At 65.0% G+C, this 16258-nt stretch carries 6 protein-coding genes; all 6 read right to left on the bottom strand.

What is annotated here, in order from left to right:
- Nucleotides 1-98: 98 nt before the first annotated feature.
- Nucleotides 99-2525: an ABC transporter ATP-binding protein gene (locus HUI96_RS10955; RefSeq protein ID WP_188254691.1), complete on the bottom strand. Its 2427-nt coding sequence runs from the start codon at nucleotides 2523-2525 to the stop codon at nucleotides 99-101.
- A 75-nt stretch (nucleotides 2526-2600) separates the two neighbouring features.
- Nucleotides 2601-3758 carry an ABC transporter permease subunit gene (locus HUI96_RS10950; protein WP_188254690.1) on the bottom strand — a complete coding sequence of 386 codons (1158 nt, stop codon included), beginning with the start codon at nucleotides 3756-3758 and terminating at the stop codon, nucleotides 2601-2603.
- Between the two features lie 9 nt (nucleotides 3759-3767).
- Complete coding sequence (locus HUI96_RS10945; protein ID WP_188254689.1) at nucleotides 3768-4805, bottom strand: ABC transporter permease; 1038 nt, start codon at nucleotides 4803-4805, stop codon at nucleotides 3768-3770.
- A 96-nt stretch (nucleotides 4806-4901) separates the two neighbouring features.
- Nucleotides 4902-6554 carry an ABC transporter substrate-binding protein gene (locus HUI96_RS10940; RefSeq protein ID WP_188254688.1) on the bottom strand — a complete coding sequence of 551 codons (1653 nt, stop codon included), beginning with the start codon at nucleotides 6552-6554 and terminating at the stop codon, nucleotides 4902-4904.
- A 272-nt stretch (nucleotides 6555-6826) separates the two neighbouring features.
- Entirely contained in the window at nucleotides 6827-14176 is a 7350-nt protein-coding gene (locus HUI96_RS10935) for a translocation/assembly module TamB domain-containing protein (RefSeq protein ID WP_188254687.1), read from the bottom strand.
- A 147-nt stretch (nucleotides 14177-14323) separates the two neighbouring features.
- On the bottom strand, nucleotides 14324-16249 hold the full coding sequence (locus HUI96_RS10930; protein ID WP_237684079.1) for an autotransporter assembly complex protein TamA: 1926 nt from the start codon (nucleotides 16247-16249) through the stop codon (nucleotides 14324-14326).
- Nucleotides 16250-16258: the final 9 nt, after the last annotated feature.

Here is a 16258-nt window from a genome sequence, read left to right as displayed (position 1 = left end):
AGGTAGGGCATGCCCGGCTTCGTGGAAGGCCGTCAGCTATGATGCTGCCGCCTCCGTACAGCCTGATCGGCGGGCCTTGTGCAGAAGGCGTGGCGTCTTCAGGGGCGCGTGGGCCGGTCCTCGGCATCGGCGTCGAAGGCGGACGGCACGTCGGCATCATCAGCTTGCCGGCCGTCGCCGACCTGCAGCGGCCCGGCCGGTCCCGCGTCCGACGCAGCGGAAGGTGCCGCGCCTCCGGTCTCCGGATAGTCGTCGCGCACTTCCTCGCGGCGCGTTCTCTCGGCAGCCTCGGCCTGATCGTCTTTGGCGGCCGCGATCCCCGCTCCCGCATCACCCCACTTGCCGTGCGGCCTCTGCGGCGGAGGCCCGGCAAAACCCGGACCGCTTCCAGGCTCTGCATCATCCGGGGCTGCGTCTTTCGGGCCGCTGCCGAACTTGATGACCGGCTCCATCTTCGCAAGCTGCGGGTCGTCCAGCCAGCACAGGCTGCGGTGACCGCCGCCCAAGTCCCGGAAGGGCGGCAGCTTGGTCTCACACAGATTGTCCGGCACAAGGTGCTTCCAGCGGCAGCGCGTCTGGAACGGGCAGCCGGGCGGCGGGTTCATGGCCGACGGGATGTCGCCCTCCAGCACGATGTGCTTCTTCACCACGCTGGTGTCGGCGATCGGGATCGCGGAAAGCAGCGCCTCCGTATAGGGGTGGTAGGGCGGGGCAAAAATCTGGTCGGTGGTGCCCTGCTCCACGATATGGCCGAGATACATCACGACCACGCGGTCGGCGAGATAGCGCACGACCGACAGATCATGGCTGATGAACAGCATGGTCGTCTTGTTTTTGCGCTGGATGTCCATCAAGAGCTCGGTGACAGCCGCCTGCACCGACACGTCGAGAGCCGAGACCGGCTCGTCGGCCACCACCACCTTGGCCTGGCCGGCGAAGGCGCGTGCCACACCGATGCGCTGCTTCTGCCCTCCCGAAAGCTGGCGCGGCATGCGCTCGGCGAAAGCGCGCGGAAGCTTCACTAGATCGAGGAGTTCGAGCATGCGCTGCTTGCGCTCGGCGACCGTGCGTCCGATGCCGAATTTCTCCAGCGTCCGTATGATCTGCGAGCCGACCGAGTGGCTGGGGTTCAGCGTGTCGAACGGATTCTGGAACACCATCTGGATCGAGGAGACCGTGCCGACGTCGCGTTCCTCGACGCCGGTGCCCTGGATCTCCTTGTTGCCCAGCATCACCTTGCCGGAGGTGGCCGTCTCCAGCCCCAGCAGCACCTTGGCGAGGGTGGATTTTCCGCATCCCGACTCGCCGACGATGGCGACGGTTTCCGATTCTCGCGCCTCGAGGCTGATTGACTCGTTGGCCTTGACGACCCGCCCCTCGCCGCCGCCGAACACCTCGTTGCCGCCGACGCGATAGTATTTCTTCAGATCGTCGATCTTCAGCACGGAAGCGCCGGGGGTGACCGGCGTGTTCTCCTTGCGCGCGCCCGGCGGCAGCTCGGCCCAGTCGATCTCGTTGAAGCGGATGCAGCGGCTGAAATGACCTTCGTGTCCCTCCACAGGGATCATCGGGATCTCAGCAGCATCGCAGCGACCGGCCACGAAATGTTGGCAGCGCGGACCGAAATTGCAGCCCCTCGGCCGCTCGTGCGGCAGCGGCAGTTGCCCCGGTATGGCGACCAGCGGACGCTCGTTCTTGTCCGCTCCCGGCAGCGGGATCGAGCGGAACAGGCCCTGCGTATAGGGGTGGCGCATCCGGTCGAAAACGTCCTCGATGCGGCCAGTCTCCACCGCTTCGCCGGAATACATGACGGTGATGCGGTCGCACGTCTCCAAAATCAGTCCGAGATTGTGCGAGACGAAGATCATCGAAGTGCCGAATTTCTCGCCGAGGCCTTTGACCAGTTCGACGATACCGGCCTCGACGGTGACGTCGAGCGCCGTGGTTGGCTCATCCAGCAGAAGAAGCGCTGGCTTCGACAGGAGCGCCATGGCGATCACGATGCGCTGCTGCTGGCCGCCGGAGAGTTGGTGCGGATAGGAGCGCATAATGCGTTCGGGATCAGGCAGGCGCACGGCGCGCACCATCTCCAGCGCGCGATTGTAGGCCTCCTCCTTGGACACCCGGTCGTGGAGGATCGGTACTTCCATCAGTTGCGTGCCGATCTTCATCGCCGGGTTCAGGCTCGCCATCGGCTCCTGGTAGATCATGGCGATCTCGTTGCCGCGCAGCGAGCGCAACTCCTCGTCGCTCATCTCGCCCATGTCGCGGCCTTTGAACTTGATGCGGCCGCCGACGATCTTTCCGACGTTGGAGAGGTCGCGCATGATGCCGAGCGACACCGTCGACTTGCCGCAGCCGGACTCGCCGACGATACCCATCGCCTCACCTGGCATCACGTCGCACGAGAAATCCATGACGGCCGGGATCTCGCCGCGCTTGGTGAAGAAGGAGATCGACAGGTTTTCGATCTCGAGGATCGGCGTGGCGCCGGAAACGTCCGCGGGTTTGACGGCTTCGTTCATCTTGCGATCCTCGCCTTGATCTGAAGTCTTGGCGTTCCTTCGGCAACGTAGAGCGCGAGCATCATTGCCAAACTTTCAATCCCTCAGCGACTGTTCGCGTAGCGCGTCCGCCAGCAGGTTGAGGCCGAGCACGAAGGACATCAGCGCGATCGTCGGTGGCAGTGCCGGGTGGATGACCGAGCGCAGCAGCCGGCTGGCATCTTTGATCGCCGTGCCCCAGTCGGGGCTCTCCGGCGCCAGGCCCAGTCCGAAATAGCCGAGCGTGCCAAGCAGGATGGTGGTGTAGCCGATGCGCAGGCAGGCATCGACGATCAGCGGTCCGCGCGCGTTCGGCAGGATCTCCCACAGCATGATGTACCAGGGAGTCTCGCCGCGGGTCTGTGCGGCGGCGATGTAGTCGCGGGTCTTGATGTCCATGACCAGGCCGCGAACGATGCGGAACACGCCGGGGCTCGAAGCGAAGACGACGGCCACGAAGATATTGAGCTGATTGGGATCGATCGAGACGACGCCGAGCGGATCGGCATCGAACACCAGCCCGACATAGATCCAGCCACCCAGCACAAGGGTGAGAGCGAGCAGCGGATAGAGCCGCTCCGGCCGGTTCTTGAAGCGCGTGTAGAACAGCACCACGAAGAAGATGATCGGGAAGAGGAAGAACAGGCCGGCCAATCCGTAAGGGATCGGCGTGTCCATGATCCCCGGCGTCACCAGTAGATAAAAGAGCAGGATCACCGGGAAGGCGAGCACGAGGTTGGCGAGGAACGACAGAACCGAGTCGATCCTGCCGCCGTAATAGCCGGCCGGCAGGCCGAGCGTCGTCCCGACCATCAGTGCAAACATCGTCGCCGTAGGCGCGATGATCAGCACGATCCGACTACCGAAGACCATGCGGCTGAACACGTCGCGCGCCAGCTTGTCGCCTCCGAACAGATAGACACCGCCATGATCCGGCACGATAGCGCCCGGCATGGCGTCTTTCATCACCGGGATCTGCGCCAGCGGGTCGAACGGCGCCACCACATGGGCGAAAATGGCCGTGAAGAGCCAGAAGCAGCAGATGACAACGCCGGCTATGCCGACGCCGCTCTCGAAGAGCTGGCCGTAGAGTCCGAGCCTCTTGCGGTAGATCATGCTGGCGCCAAGCAGGAACGCGAGCGCGATCCATACCGGCCAGAAGCGCGCGAACACGCCGACGATGGTCTGGAGGGTGCCTATGTTTTCAAGCTGCACGGGCGCGCCTCACTGCACTCTAATGCGAGGATTGAGATAGGCGTAGCCGATGTCGGAGATGAGCTGCGTGAACAGCACCACGAAAACCGATACCAGCGAACACGCAAGCAGCAGGTCGATGTCGTTGTTACCGGCAGCTTCCACCAGCGTGTAGCCAAACCCTTGGTAGCGGAACATGGTCTCGACGATCACGACGCCGGTCAGAAGCCATGGAAACTGCAGCATGATGACCGTGAATGGCGCGATCAGCGCGTTCCGCAGCGCATGCCTGATCACCACCTTCGGGAAGCTCAGGCCCTTGAGTCGCGCCGTGCGGATATACTGCTGCGTCATCACCTCGACCATCGAGGCGCGCGTCATCCGCGCGATGTAGCCGATGCCGTAGATCGCCATCGTCATCACCGGCAGAGTGAAGTTGTAGAAGGTGATGCCCTGCCCTGTCGCCGAGGCGGCCGAGCCGTTCAGCCAACCGAGCCATGAGGCGAAGATCACCGTAAAGATGACGCCGGAAACGTATTCAGGCGTCGCCGTCGTGGTGATCGAGGCTACCGAGAGCGTCCTGTCGGTCCGCGAGCCTTCGCGCATGCCGGCGAGGATGCCGATCAGCAGAGCGATGGGCACCATCGTCGCCATCACCCAGAACATCAGGATGCCGGTGGCGGCCAAGGCCGGCCAGAGCTTTGTCGATACTTGCGTCTTGAACTTCGTCGAGCAGCCGAAATCGCCTTGGAGAATCCCGCCATAATAAGGTTCGGCGGGCTCGTCGCAAAACGAGAAGCGGGGCTTGGACTGGCCCGTCTGCGGATCAATCGCCGGCTGCTTCTGCACGACGCCGAGCCACTGGCCGTAGCGCACGAAGAAGTTTTGGCGATAGCCGTTCTTGACGAGCCAGCTTTCCAACTGCTCGGGGGGGCTGCGCATATCGAGTTGGCTGATGGCGAGCTTCTTCAGGTTCGGCTCGAGATTGACCATGAAGAACACGACCATGGTCAGACAGATCATCGTGACCAGCATCGTGCCCAGTCGGCGCACAATGAAACCGAGCATTATGCCCCCCTGCCGCTTATTATCGGGGTCAGTGTTCCACACCCCTTATCGTTGGGAAAAAGGGGGCGGAAACCGCCCCCTTTCCGGGGACTATTCTCAGGCTTCGTCGAGCCAGACCTTGCCGAAGTCGTGCTCGTAGGTCGGATGCATGCCGTGGTTCTTAACCGCCGGCACCGAGTTGTTGTAGAGCTTACGCCAGTACGGCTGAATCATGATGCCGGAGTCCTGAAGGATCGTCTCGATGTCCTTCATGACGACCTTGCGCTTCTCCGCATCGGCGATGCCGAGCGCCTCGCCGATCTTGGCGTCGAGATCGGGATTCGAGTAAGCAGTCTCGTTCCAGGCCTCACCGGTGCGATAGGCCACCGCAATCACCTGGATGCCGAGCGGACGCATGTTCCAGTTCGTCTGGGAGAAGGGATACTTCGTCCAGTCGTTCCAAAAGGTGGACCCGGGCAGAACGGTGCGCTTCACCTTGATCCCGGCATCGCGCAGCTGAGCAGCGACAGCATCGCCCGTGTTCTTGTGGTAGTCCTCGTCGACGGTAATGAGGTCGTGCTCGTAGTCGGCCAGCCCCTCATCCTCGAGCATCTTCTTGGCGCCCGCGGCGTCGCGTGTCAGCTTCGGCAGTTCCACATACTCCGGATGGATGGGGCAGACGTGGTGGTTCTCGGCCACCGTGCCGGCATTGCCGTATCCAAGCTGCAGCACGACCGCGTTGTCGACCGCCTTGCAGATCGCCTGACGAACCTTCTGGTTGTCGTAAGGCTTGTTCTGGACGTTCATGCGGGTGCAGACGGTGGCCGAGGTAACGACCTCCGAAGCCGGTGCACCGACCCCCTCCAGGATCTGCACATAGTCCGCGGTCGTCTCGTGGTTCGTGTGGACCTCGCCGGATTCGAAAGCGGAGACCATCGCCGACGGATCGGTGCCGTAGTCGATGAACTCGACGCCGTCGAGATAGGCTTCGCCGCCCCACCACTTGCCGTCCTCGCGGCGCTTGTACACGACCTTCTGGCCGACATCATAGGAGACGAGCTCGAACGGACCGGTGCCGATCGGGTTCTTGACGAAATTCGCGCCGGTCTCGTCGAAGGAGCGGTGGACGACGAGGCCCGGATAGTCGCAGAGCTGCGGGATCAGCGCGATGTCCGGCTTGGTGAGCTTGAGCTTCACCGTCATGTCGTCGACGCGCTCGACCGAGCCCTCGCGCAGCTTGCCCGTCTTTTCGTCGACCAGCGAACCGAGGCGGCCCGGCATGGAGTTGCCTTCGGCGCTCTTGTCGGCCCAGCGGGTGAAGTTGTGGATCACGTCGTCGGCGTTGAAGGTGTCGCCGTTGGTCCAGGTCACGCCAGGCCGGATATGGAGCGTGTACTCGGTGGCGTCGTCGTTGAGCTCCCAGCTCTCGAGCAGATATGGCTCGAAAGTGTACTCCCTGGTGTACTTCACCAGCGGCTCGAGCGTCTGCCGCTGAGCGTTGGCGATCTCCGACCAGTCAGCGGTGCGCGGATCCTTGGGGTCCTTGACCGACATGGCAACCTTGATGACGCCGCCCTTCTTGGGCTCCTGCGCAGCGGCCGGGGTCGGCGCTGCAAGGCCGATCATGCCGTATGCCATGGCCGTGGACGCACCGAAGACACTCGCGAGCGCGAGGAACTCGCGGCGGTCGACCGTCCCCGCCTTCGCGCCTTCGGCCATCTTCTCGATATGCGCCGGCACGCGGTCGCCGTTACTCCTGTAGAACGCCATTGATCTCTCCCCTATGTGGCGGTTTCGCCTTTAACATTCAGCATCCGCCGCTTGATGTCAAAGCGGACTGCCGGTGTTCCCGGACGTAAATTTGCAATTTTGCGGCAGGGCGGTTCGCGCGAATACGACATCATTGACGCAAATTGGCATATTTGCGTCGCGATATACGGTTTTGCGCTCTGACGCTACGTTATGGCTGGGCGAGCGGAGCACCAGAACCAGAGCGCCCGAACGGCCGGGCCAGTTCCAGGGGTATTGAGTCAGCCCTGTTCTCAGTACTCTTTCTCGTAGAAAATGCCTCCCTTGGCCTCGCCGTCCGTTCGCGCTTCGCCGCGCAGCTTGACCCCTTTGCCGACGTCGAGATCGATGGCGGCGCGGCCGGAGCCTGCCCGATCGCCGGATTCAATCGTGATGTAGGTCCGCTCGTTGAGATGCTTGCCGATGGAAACGGCCGTCCCGCCCTCTTCTGTCGTCCTGACGTCGAGATCGTCCACGCCAAGCGTGTCCCGCAGCGAATTCAGGAGCGAGGTCGAGCCACCAGCGCCCGCGAGTTGAGCGGCGGCATCGGCGAGTTGGGCGATCTGCAGAGGCGACAGGTTCGACATCTCCCGTCCGAAGATCAGCCGCGCAAGCACCTCGTCCTCGGGAAGAGCGGGCGTCGAGGTGAAAGTGAACTGCGGATCGTTAGCCCGCCCGGTGACAAGGACCATGGCCGTCGCATCGCTGGCTACCGATTCGGCAGCCAAGTCGAGATTCGGCACCAATGACCCTGCAAAATCCAGGGTGCCGCGTGTGAAGACCAGTCGGCGCCCCAACAGGGTCAGTCGCCCGCGCCTTAGTGTGAATTCTCCGGTTGCTTGCGGCGACGACAGCGGACCGACCATCCTCAGCGAGCCGCCCAGTTCGGCATCAAGCCCGCGTCCCTGGACGAAGATCTGCTGCGGTGCGTTGACCGTGAGGTCGAGGGTAATCCCTCCGCCCCCGGTACCGGTCGCCGGTGTCCTGGGCCGCAGCGCCCGGTCCTGCGCGATCACGTCGGCGGGCGCGTGTCTATGCTTGACGTTCAAGGCCGCGAGCGAGCCCGGGAGACGCTCCGGAACCTGGATCACGGTCCTGCCCAGGTTGACAGTTCCGCCGAGTTGCGGAGACAAAGCGAGTGGCCCCTTAACGGTCAGGTCTCCAGACATCGTCGTGGTGACAACCTCGCCGTCGGTGTAACGAGCGTCGACGAGCTTGAGGGTGATGTCCGCCGGGAACCCGTCTGCGAGCCCGACCGACCCCGACCCCGTCAGCGCCCCGCCGGCAGCGAGCCTGCCCGTCAACCGATTGATCGTCGCCCGCCCGCCGCCGAGAGCGATCTCGGCCGCGATGTCCTCGACCGCGACACCAGAATCGACATGGACGAGGCGCGCCCCTGAGGTTTTGACCGAGCCTCCGATCACCGGAGCGGCGGCACCGCCCGTAATCGTTATGTCCGCATCCGCCGTGCCCGTCAGGGAAAGGCCCTGCTCCGCCAACCGTGCCGCAAGGACGGAGAACGGGACGCTTCCGTCGAGCCTGATATTGAGTTGCGGCACGCCTGCCGTGCCGACCGTGCCGCTGCTCCTGAGCCGGATCCCCGAGCCTGCGTCTGCGGTCGCATCGAAGCTCAGCCGGTTGTTCTCGAACGTGCCCGTCGACTGCAGCGAGAGGGGGGCAAGTCCGGCAGATTGGGTCTGAGCTGTCTGGGCGCCGGCCCAGTCGATCGAATAGCGCACGTTCGGAGCCGCGGGTGTTCCGGTAACCTTGACTGTGCCCGATATCGTTCCCGCAGCGTCGAGCCCCGGTGCAACTGAGTTTGCAAGCGATGCCGGCAGTCGAGAAAGCGCGACATCCAGGTTGAGGGAGGAGCCGGCGGTTCCCGAGACCGTAGCCGTGCCCCCGCCCAATGCGAGGGAAAGCTTGTCGAGCATCGCCTGGCCGTTGGCGATCCTGACCGCCGAGGGGCGTGCCAGCGCCGTCCTTACGCCGCGCACGGTCGCTTCGGCTGAGGCGAGGTCGACCGTCGTAGTGCCACCCTCCACTTTCGCGCGCCCCGCTGCCCGCACCGGAATGTCGTTCACGTTCACCCCGCCGTTGAAGCGGGTCCAGTCGCCCTCGCGCGAGAGATCGACCTCCAGGTCGCGCACGATGGTCGTGCCGCTGCGGATCTCGCCTGCGCGGACCTTGCCGGAGACGCCGGGCGAAGAGAGATAATCCGCGATCAGTGCATCAAGCGACACCGAGCGGGCAGAGAAATCATCCCGCGAGATGGCATCGGAGTTGAGGGCAATGTGCGCCTGAGCCTTGCCGCCTTCGCGCGTGAATTTGGCCGTCCCCTTGGCGCTGCCTTCCACCTTCTCCAGCGCCAGGGCAGCAAGTGGCCCGACCTCCGGCAGATCGAAGGCGATGCTCCCCTCCGGCACGAAATCCTCGTCCAGGGTCAGCGAGCCGGAAATGCGATTGGGGCCGAGCGTCAGGGCGAGATCGCGCACCGCCCGCACTCCTCCGGCGGTACTTAGCACCGCCTTGCCGTCCAAGGGCTGGCCGGCGACGCGTCCCTTCAGGCTCACGGACGCCTCTGGCATGGCGAGGTCGGCCTTGCCCGAGGCGTTGAGTTCGAGGTTCTCGATCGCGCGGTCCGCGACGGTCATCCTGTCGCTGGTGACCTTCAAGGCCACATCCGGCGCGGAAAACGCTCCCTTGGCGCTCGCAGTGAACGCGATCGATCCGGCGGCCTTGTCGGCGAGCGGGGAGATGTCGGTGAGCGACCCGGCGATCTCGGCATCGATGTTCCCGACGCCGACGCGGACGATGCCTTGGCCGGTAAGACCACCGGACTGCAACGCGAGCGCATTGGCCGAGACGTTTCCCTCCTGATCGCGCACGAGACTGGTCGAAAGCGTCACTTTCTCGGCCAGCACCGGCCTTGCCGCCGACGGCAGCGCAGAGGACAGCACATCGGCGTTGAGGTCGAGCGTCACCGAGCCGGTGCGGAGAGAGACGGTTCCATGAAAATTGCCGTCGATCGCATCGCTGCGGAGGATGCCCTTTTCGACCGTCAGCGCGTCGGCCGAAAGAGCGCCCCCGATCTCAGCGCGCACCTCTCCGGCGACAAGCGGCGCCAGCGACTGATTCTCCAGCTTGAGCTCGGCAGCGGTTACGGCACCGTGGACCGGACCTGCGCGCGATTTCAGATCGAAGCGGTCCGAATGAAGCGCGATACCGAGATCGGTCAGACGCACTGTGTTGGTCGCGACGCTTTTCAGGCTGGCCGTAACGTCCAGAGCCGCTGCAGCCGGGTCGCCGGTCAGGCGAATGCTTGCGGCGCCGACGGTCACGTCCAGCGGCGCTTCGTCGGTGCCGAACGACAGCGGCACGCCCGCGGTTCCGGCGCCAAGCTGCACGTCAAGATCGACCGGTCCGGCGGGAGTGTAGGTGCCAGTGGCCGAGGCGGTCAGCGCCGCATTGGTGAACTCGGCGCGCTCGATCCGAACCGGACCGCCGCCGCCCGAGGCAACGGCAACTTCGAAGCCGGTCTTGCTGGCCAGAAGTTTGTTGAGAGGCTCGGGTGCGAAGCGCGCGAAAGCTCCCTCGCCGCTGGCCTCGACCACGTTGCCGGCCTCCGTCAGCCGATGTTTTGTCGAGAAGTTGGCCACCGTCTCGCCTTCCATCGCGACCGTTCCCGTGGCCGTGGTGTCAGCGAGCGGCCCTTGGAACGACAAACGGATGTCGGCCGGAGGCTGGCCCGGCACCAGGTCCGGCAGCATTGCGGCGACTGTGCCGGAAAGCCTCGGAGCTTTCAGAAAATCAGCGATCAGCGCGTCTATGGAAATCGCCCGCGCCTCGACGCCGCCCCTGCGAATCGCGTCCGCGTTAAGCACCAGATTCGCCTGGGGCACGTCGCCATCCTTGCCGAAGCGCAACGTGCCCTTTGCCCCGCCCTCGACCTGCTGTCCGGCGAGAGCTGCCAGCCGGGACAGATCAGGAAGATCGAGGTTCAGGGTTCCTGTCGGCCGGAAACTCTCGTCCAGTGCCACGGTGCCAGACACCTTGTTCGCCCCGAGAGAGACGGCGAGATCGCGCAGATCCCGGTTAGCGCCCACCGAAGCCAGGAGGGCGCTCGCCTGCAGCGGCTCACCCTCGAAGCTCGCGGTTAGGGAGAGCCGGCCTTGCGGATTGGCCGGGTCCACATGCCCCGAAGCGGTGAGGTTCACCTGGTCGAGCGCTCGGTCGCCCACCCCGATCCGCTCGCTGGTCAGCGCAAAATCCACCTCAGGCGAAAACAGCGACCCGCGCGCAGTGGCTGTCATGGACGCAGCGCCGGACAACTCGGGCGAAACACGCGACACGTCGGCCAGAGAACCGGTGAGCCGCGCGTCTATGGACCCATCGGCTAGTCGGGCCGACCCTTCCGCCGTCAGGCCGGCGGACTTCAGAGAGATTGATTCGGCAGCAATATCGCCTTTTTGGTCGCGAGCAATCGTCGCCGACAGGCTCGCTCGCTCGCCGAGCGCAGTCCGCACCTGTGGGGGAAGTGCGGACGAGGCCACATCCGCCGAGAGTTGGAGATTGATCGACCCGTCCAGGAACGAAATGTTCCCCGACACGCCGCCGTTGAGCGCATCACTCCGCAAGGAAGCGCTGGTCACGCGCAGCGCCTCTGGCGAGAGCGCGCCCGCAAGCTCGACCCGCACTTCTCCTGCAACGAGGGGCTTCAGCGTAGGGTTGTCGACGACCAGCGCGGAGGCGGTCGCGGCGCCGATCACCGGTCCCGAACGGGCTGCGATGTCGAATGCATCCGAGTGCAGGGTAATGCCGAGGTCGATCAGCCGCGTGTCACCGGTCGAAACCAGCGGAAGGCTCGCCGCAATGTCGAACGTCGGCGCATTGGCGTTGCCTTGGACCCGAAGGGTCGCAGACCCAAGCGTGAGGTCGACCGGCGCCTCGTCGGTGCCGAAGGAGAGCGGCACGCCCGCCGTGCCCGAAGCCAGCTCCAGCGAAAGATCAGCCGCGCCAGCGGGGTTGTAGCTGCCGTGCGCGGAGGCCTTCACCGCCGAATTGGCGAACTCGGCGCGGTCGATCTTGACCTCGCCACCGCTGAGTGTGCCCGCCACATCGAAGCTGGTGCGACCATCGAGCAGCCGTCGCATCGGCTCCGGCGCGAAGCGGGCGAAAATCCCCTCTCCGCTTGCCTCGATGTCGCTGCCAGCAACGGTCAGCCGATGCTTGGCGGTGAATGTGGAGACGGTCTCGCCTTGCATGGCCAGTGTGCCCGAGCCGGTCAGTTCACTGGCGGTGCCGGCGACGGTCACGCGCACATCGGCAGCGGGCTGGCCGGGAACGAGATCGGGAAGTGACGCGCCAACCGTGCCGGAGACGCGCGGGTCTTTCAGGTAGTCGGCAACCAATGCATCGACGGAGACGGACCGCGCCTCGATGCCGCCGCGGCTGATGCGATCGGCCGCGAGCGCGAGATTCACCTGGGGCTCATCGCCCTTCCGCGAAAGCTGGGCGGTTCCCCTCGCCTCGCCCTGCACCTCCTGGCCGATGAGCGCCGCGAGCCGGCCAAGATCCGGCAGGTCGAGCGTCAGCGTTCCGACCGGCGTGAGCCGGTTGTCGAACACGAGCGTGCCGGCGATCCGGTTCGGGCCGAGCGATGCCGAGAGATCGCGCAACTCCGGACTGGCGCCATTGCCAGCCAGCGTGCCGCTCGCCTGCAGCGGCTGCCCTTCGAACGAGCCTTTCAGCGAGACGTTCGCCTGTGGGTTTGCCAGTTCGGCAAGGCCGGAGGCGGTGAGTTCGAGGTCCTCGACGGCATGCTCGCCGAAGCCCAGCCGCTGGCTGGTCAGCGCCAGCTCCAGGTCGGGGGCAAGCAGCGCGCCGCGTGCGTTCGCCGTCAACGACACGGGACCAGACGCCTGCGGGACGAGCCGGGAAACATCGGCCAGCGCGCCCGTGAGTTCGGCTTCTAGACTACCGCCGGAGAGCCGCGCGGAGCCGTTCGCAGTAAGGCCGTCCGACTGAAGCGAGAACTGGTCGGCCGAAACGTTTCCCGCGGCATCCCGCGCCAGATTGCCCGAGAGCCTCACCCTATCGCCGAGCGTGGGTCGCACCTCGGCCGGCAGCGCCGATGCTGCGATATCAGCCGACAGCTGCAGCGCGACCGCTCCATCGCTGAAGGAGGTCTGGCCGGAGAAATCGCCATCGACGGCATCGCTCCGCAGCGATCCTTCCGCGACGGTCAGCGCGTCCTTCGACAGTGTCCCGGCCAGTTCCGCCCGGACCTCGCCGGCGACCAGGGGCGCCACCGACGGATTGTCGACCGCGATTTCGGCGGCTGCGGCAGAGCCGCTAATCGGACCTGACCTGCTGGCAATATTGAAACTGTCCGAGTGAAGCGTGATGCCGACGTCGGTCAACTTGACGCCGCGCGCTTGCACGCGTGGCAGGCTGGCGACTATGTCGAGCGCCGGCTCACCGCCCTCGCCGAACGCGCGGGCGGTCAGTGTGTGAAGCACGATGTCGAGCGGGCTTTGGGAAGACCCAAGCGGCAGCAGCACGCCCTCGCCCTTCGCCTCGACCTCTAGCGCGAGATCGGTCATGCCGGCCGGATTGTACGCGCCAGTTGCAGAGGCCGTGACGGCACTGCTTTCCAGCGTGCCCCGCCTGATTTCCAGGACACCGCTCGAGGTGAGTGTGGCGGCGATGTCGAATCCGCTGTTGCCGGCGAGCATTGGGCGCAGTTTCTCGGGCATGAAGCGTGCGAACTCGCCGTCGCCCTTGGCTTCGATGGTCCGCCCAGCCTCGCTCAGGCGGTGGGTTCCGGTCGCGCTGGCAACGAGCGCGCCGTCGATGGCGAAGGTCGCGGTTCCCTGCCAGTTCGCCAGCGGGCCCGAGCCGGTCACGATCACGTCGACGGCGGGATCACCCGGCAACTGCAGAAGACTGGCGAGAATGCCCCCGGAAGGCTCGGACGCCTTTAGATCCAGTTCGAGCTTGTCCTGGGCGGGCGCAAACTCCACCGCGGCCCGCAACTCGCCGGCGGTACCATCGGTCCGCTCGACGGTAAGATCGGCCGATACGGTGACCGGCCGGGCAAGCGCCACGGCTCGGCCCCTGGCCGATACGCTCGCGACCCGGCCGCCGGTGATGTCTTTCCCGAGCCTGATCTCGGGAATGGCGAGGGAGCGGATGGAGATATCCAGCGGCAGCGACGACCCGCCTTTGTCAGGCGCCCTTTCCTGTGTCTGAGGCAGTCGCGAAAAGTCCACCCGTTCCGCGGCAAGGCGATCGGCCTCCAGCCTTCCCCACAACAGCGTGAGCGGCGACCAGTCGGCTTCCACGCCCTGCAATTCCAGCCACGGGCCTTCGGCATCCTCGATCACCACCCTGTCGACCGCCAGATATCCCGACCAGACGCCCTTGATCCCGCTCACCGTGATCTGCCGGTCCGGGGTCGAGGCGAGGTCCGAAACTACGGACGCGAGGGTGTCCCGTCCCTTCTCCGGTACGGTCAGGACGGCCGCCGCCCCCGCCGCGACAAGGAGCACGACGAGAAGCGTGTAGACCAGAATCCGCAGGATACGTCGGAGCAGCGCCATCTATCCGATCCCGAACCTCAGGCCCGCCGCTCAGTCAAGCTGGGCAACCGGGCGGAATTCGGGTTTGGACATCACCCCAGACGCGGCGAGCAATCCCGGCGCCGAAAGAGATTTCACTGTGATGTCCCTCCCTTTCCTCGACTTTGGTCAGAATGCCTGGCCGACGCCGGCATAGATGCCGAAGTCAGGATCGCCGTGGCCCTTGTTCAGCGGTACCGCAGCATCGATTCGCAGTGGGCCGAACGGCGTAAGATAACGCAAGCCCACGCCTGCTCCGAACTTCAGATCGGAAAAGTCGGGGAATTCCTCGAGCGAGACGGTACCCGCGTCGACGAACGGCACGACTCCGAAGTTTTCCGTGACGGCCATCCGCAGTTCCGCCGAAGTTTCGAACAGCGAGAGGCCGCCCGTCGGCTTGTCATCCGGGCCCTTCGGACCGATGCCCTGATAGGCATAGCCTCGCACCGAGCCTCCGCCCCCGGCATAGAAGCGCCGGTCGGCCGGAATTTCCTCGACACCGGCACCCAGAATGCTGCCCAGATTGACGCGGCCGGCAAGCACGTACTGGTCTCTCGCATCGAGCGCCTGATAGGCCGAGGCCTCACCTCTCAGTTTCACGAAGGTCGTGCCGCCGATCGTGTCGTAGGCGGGTTCCGCATAGGCGAGCATTCGAAAACCCTCGGTCGGGTTCAGCTTCTCGTCGCGGTTGTCGAGGGCGTACTGCAGCGGCGTCGAGACGATCAGGTACTGGCGGTTGTCCACGAAGGCGTCAGTGATCTTGGAATAGTCGACCGAGAACTCGCCGGAAACGCTCTGCGACTTGGAGATGTCGTAGGCCAGGCCGACACTCGCCTTCGAGGAGAAGCGGTCGTAAGCGTCCGGATGCTCGAAGACCGTCCTGGCGTTGGCGAAGAAGCGTGAAGCCGGGCCGACCACGCCCGGCTTCTCGAACATGATCGCCGCATTGTAGTTGAGCTTGCCGATGTCTGTGTCGGCCCCGATGCGGCCGATCGATCCTTCGATGCGCAGCTTCTCCGCGCGCCCGAACAGGTTGCGGTGGCCCCAGTAGCCCTCGAGCCCCAGTCCCTCGGTGTTCGACAATGTCGCGCCCACGCCGAAAACGCGCGGCTTGCGTTCGGTGACCGTGATCTTGGTCGGAATGTTGCCGTTCGCGTCGAGCGCATCGGCCTCGGTGACCGCAACGCTGTTGAAGACGGCGAGGCCTGTCAGCCGATCCCGCGCGGCATCCAGATCGTCGGGAGAATAGATGCGCCCGGGCTCGAGGCCTGCCATGTAGGCGGTGAAATCGCGATCGACCTGCTGGGTGCCGTCCACCGCCGCCACACCGTAGCCTGCGATGGGTCCAGCACCCACGGAAATGGCCACATCCAACGTCTTGGTATTGTGGTCGGCGATCACATCCCGTCCGGTAACCGTCGCGAGCGGCCGCCCCTGCTCCTTCAGTTTTCGTACGATATCCTTCTCGGCCTTCAGGATGCGCACCGAACCGGCATCGCCACCGGGGACCAGATCGAACGCCTCCGGCGAAAGGCCGGCGGCGTCGCCCCCGAGGCTCACCTGGCCAAGCACGAACGGCGGACCAGGATCAACGGTGATGGAAACGGGTATGGGCTGGCTCCCGAACTCCGCGTCGGCGGGCAGGTCGTCGATCGACTTGCCCTCGATCAGGATCGTGACGATCCCTTCGTAGCGCGCCTCCTCGTAGAGCGCCGCGACCAGCCGCTCGCGATCGTTGCGCGCCCTGGTGATCAGGCCCAGCGAGCCGGACACCGGCCGGTCCTTCTCGGTGACCAACTGCGATGCGTCGTTGAGCTTCTTGGCCAGTCTCGGATCGGCGCCTTGTACGTCCAGCGAGACCGTGTACCGCCGCGGGTCGACGATGCCGGCCTCGTCGTCATCCCTCTCGAAGAACTTGAAGCCGAGAAACTCGAACGCGGTAGCCGGTTGAGCGGCAACGGCCAGCGAAGTCGTGCAGAGCATGCCGGAAAGCAGAAGCCGCGCGATCCGGAGGGCCGCGCTAGTGCTACTCGAATTCGGCGGTCTCCACTGCATGTCTACCGC

Origin of the sequence: Pseudaminobacter soli (ex Zhang et al. 2022) (assembly GCF_014595955.1) — a bacterium.
Lineage (GTDB): Bacteria > Pseudomonadota > Alphaproteobacteria > Rhizobiales > Rhizobiaceae > Kumtagia > Kumtagia pseudosoli.
The sequence above is the reverse complement of the archived record's forward strand: the minus strand, read 5'-3'. Positions and strand labels throughout refer to the sequence as shown.

Excerpts from the sequence above, each read along its gene's own strand:
- HUI96_RS10955 (WP_188254691.1), bottom strand. The coding sequence starts at position 2,525 with ATGAACGAAGCCGTCAAACCCGCGGACGTTTCCGGCGCCACGCCGATC.
- HUI96_RS10945 (WP_188254689.1), bottom strand. The coding sequence starts at position 4,805 with ATGCTCGGTTTCATTGTGCGCCGACTGGGCACGATGCTGGTCACGATG.
- HUI96_RS10940 (WP_188254688.1), bottom strand. The coding sequence starts at position 6,554 with ATGGCGTTCTACAGGAGTAACGGCGACCGCGTGCCGGCGCATATCGAG.
- HUI96_RS10935 (WP_188254687.1), bottom strand. The coding sequence starts at position 14,176 with ATGGCGCTGCTCCGACGTATCCTGCGGATTCTGGTCTACACGCTTCTC.
- HUI96_RS10930 (WP_237684079.1), bottom strand. The coding sequence starts at position 16,249 with ATGCAGTGGAGACCGCCGAATTCGAGTAGCACTAGCGCGGCCCTCCGG.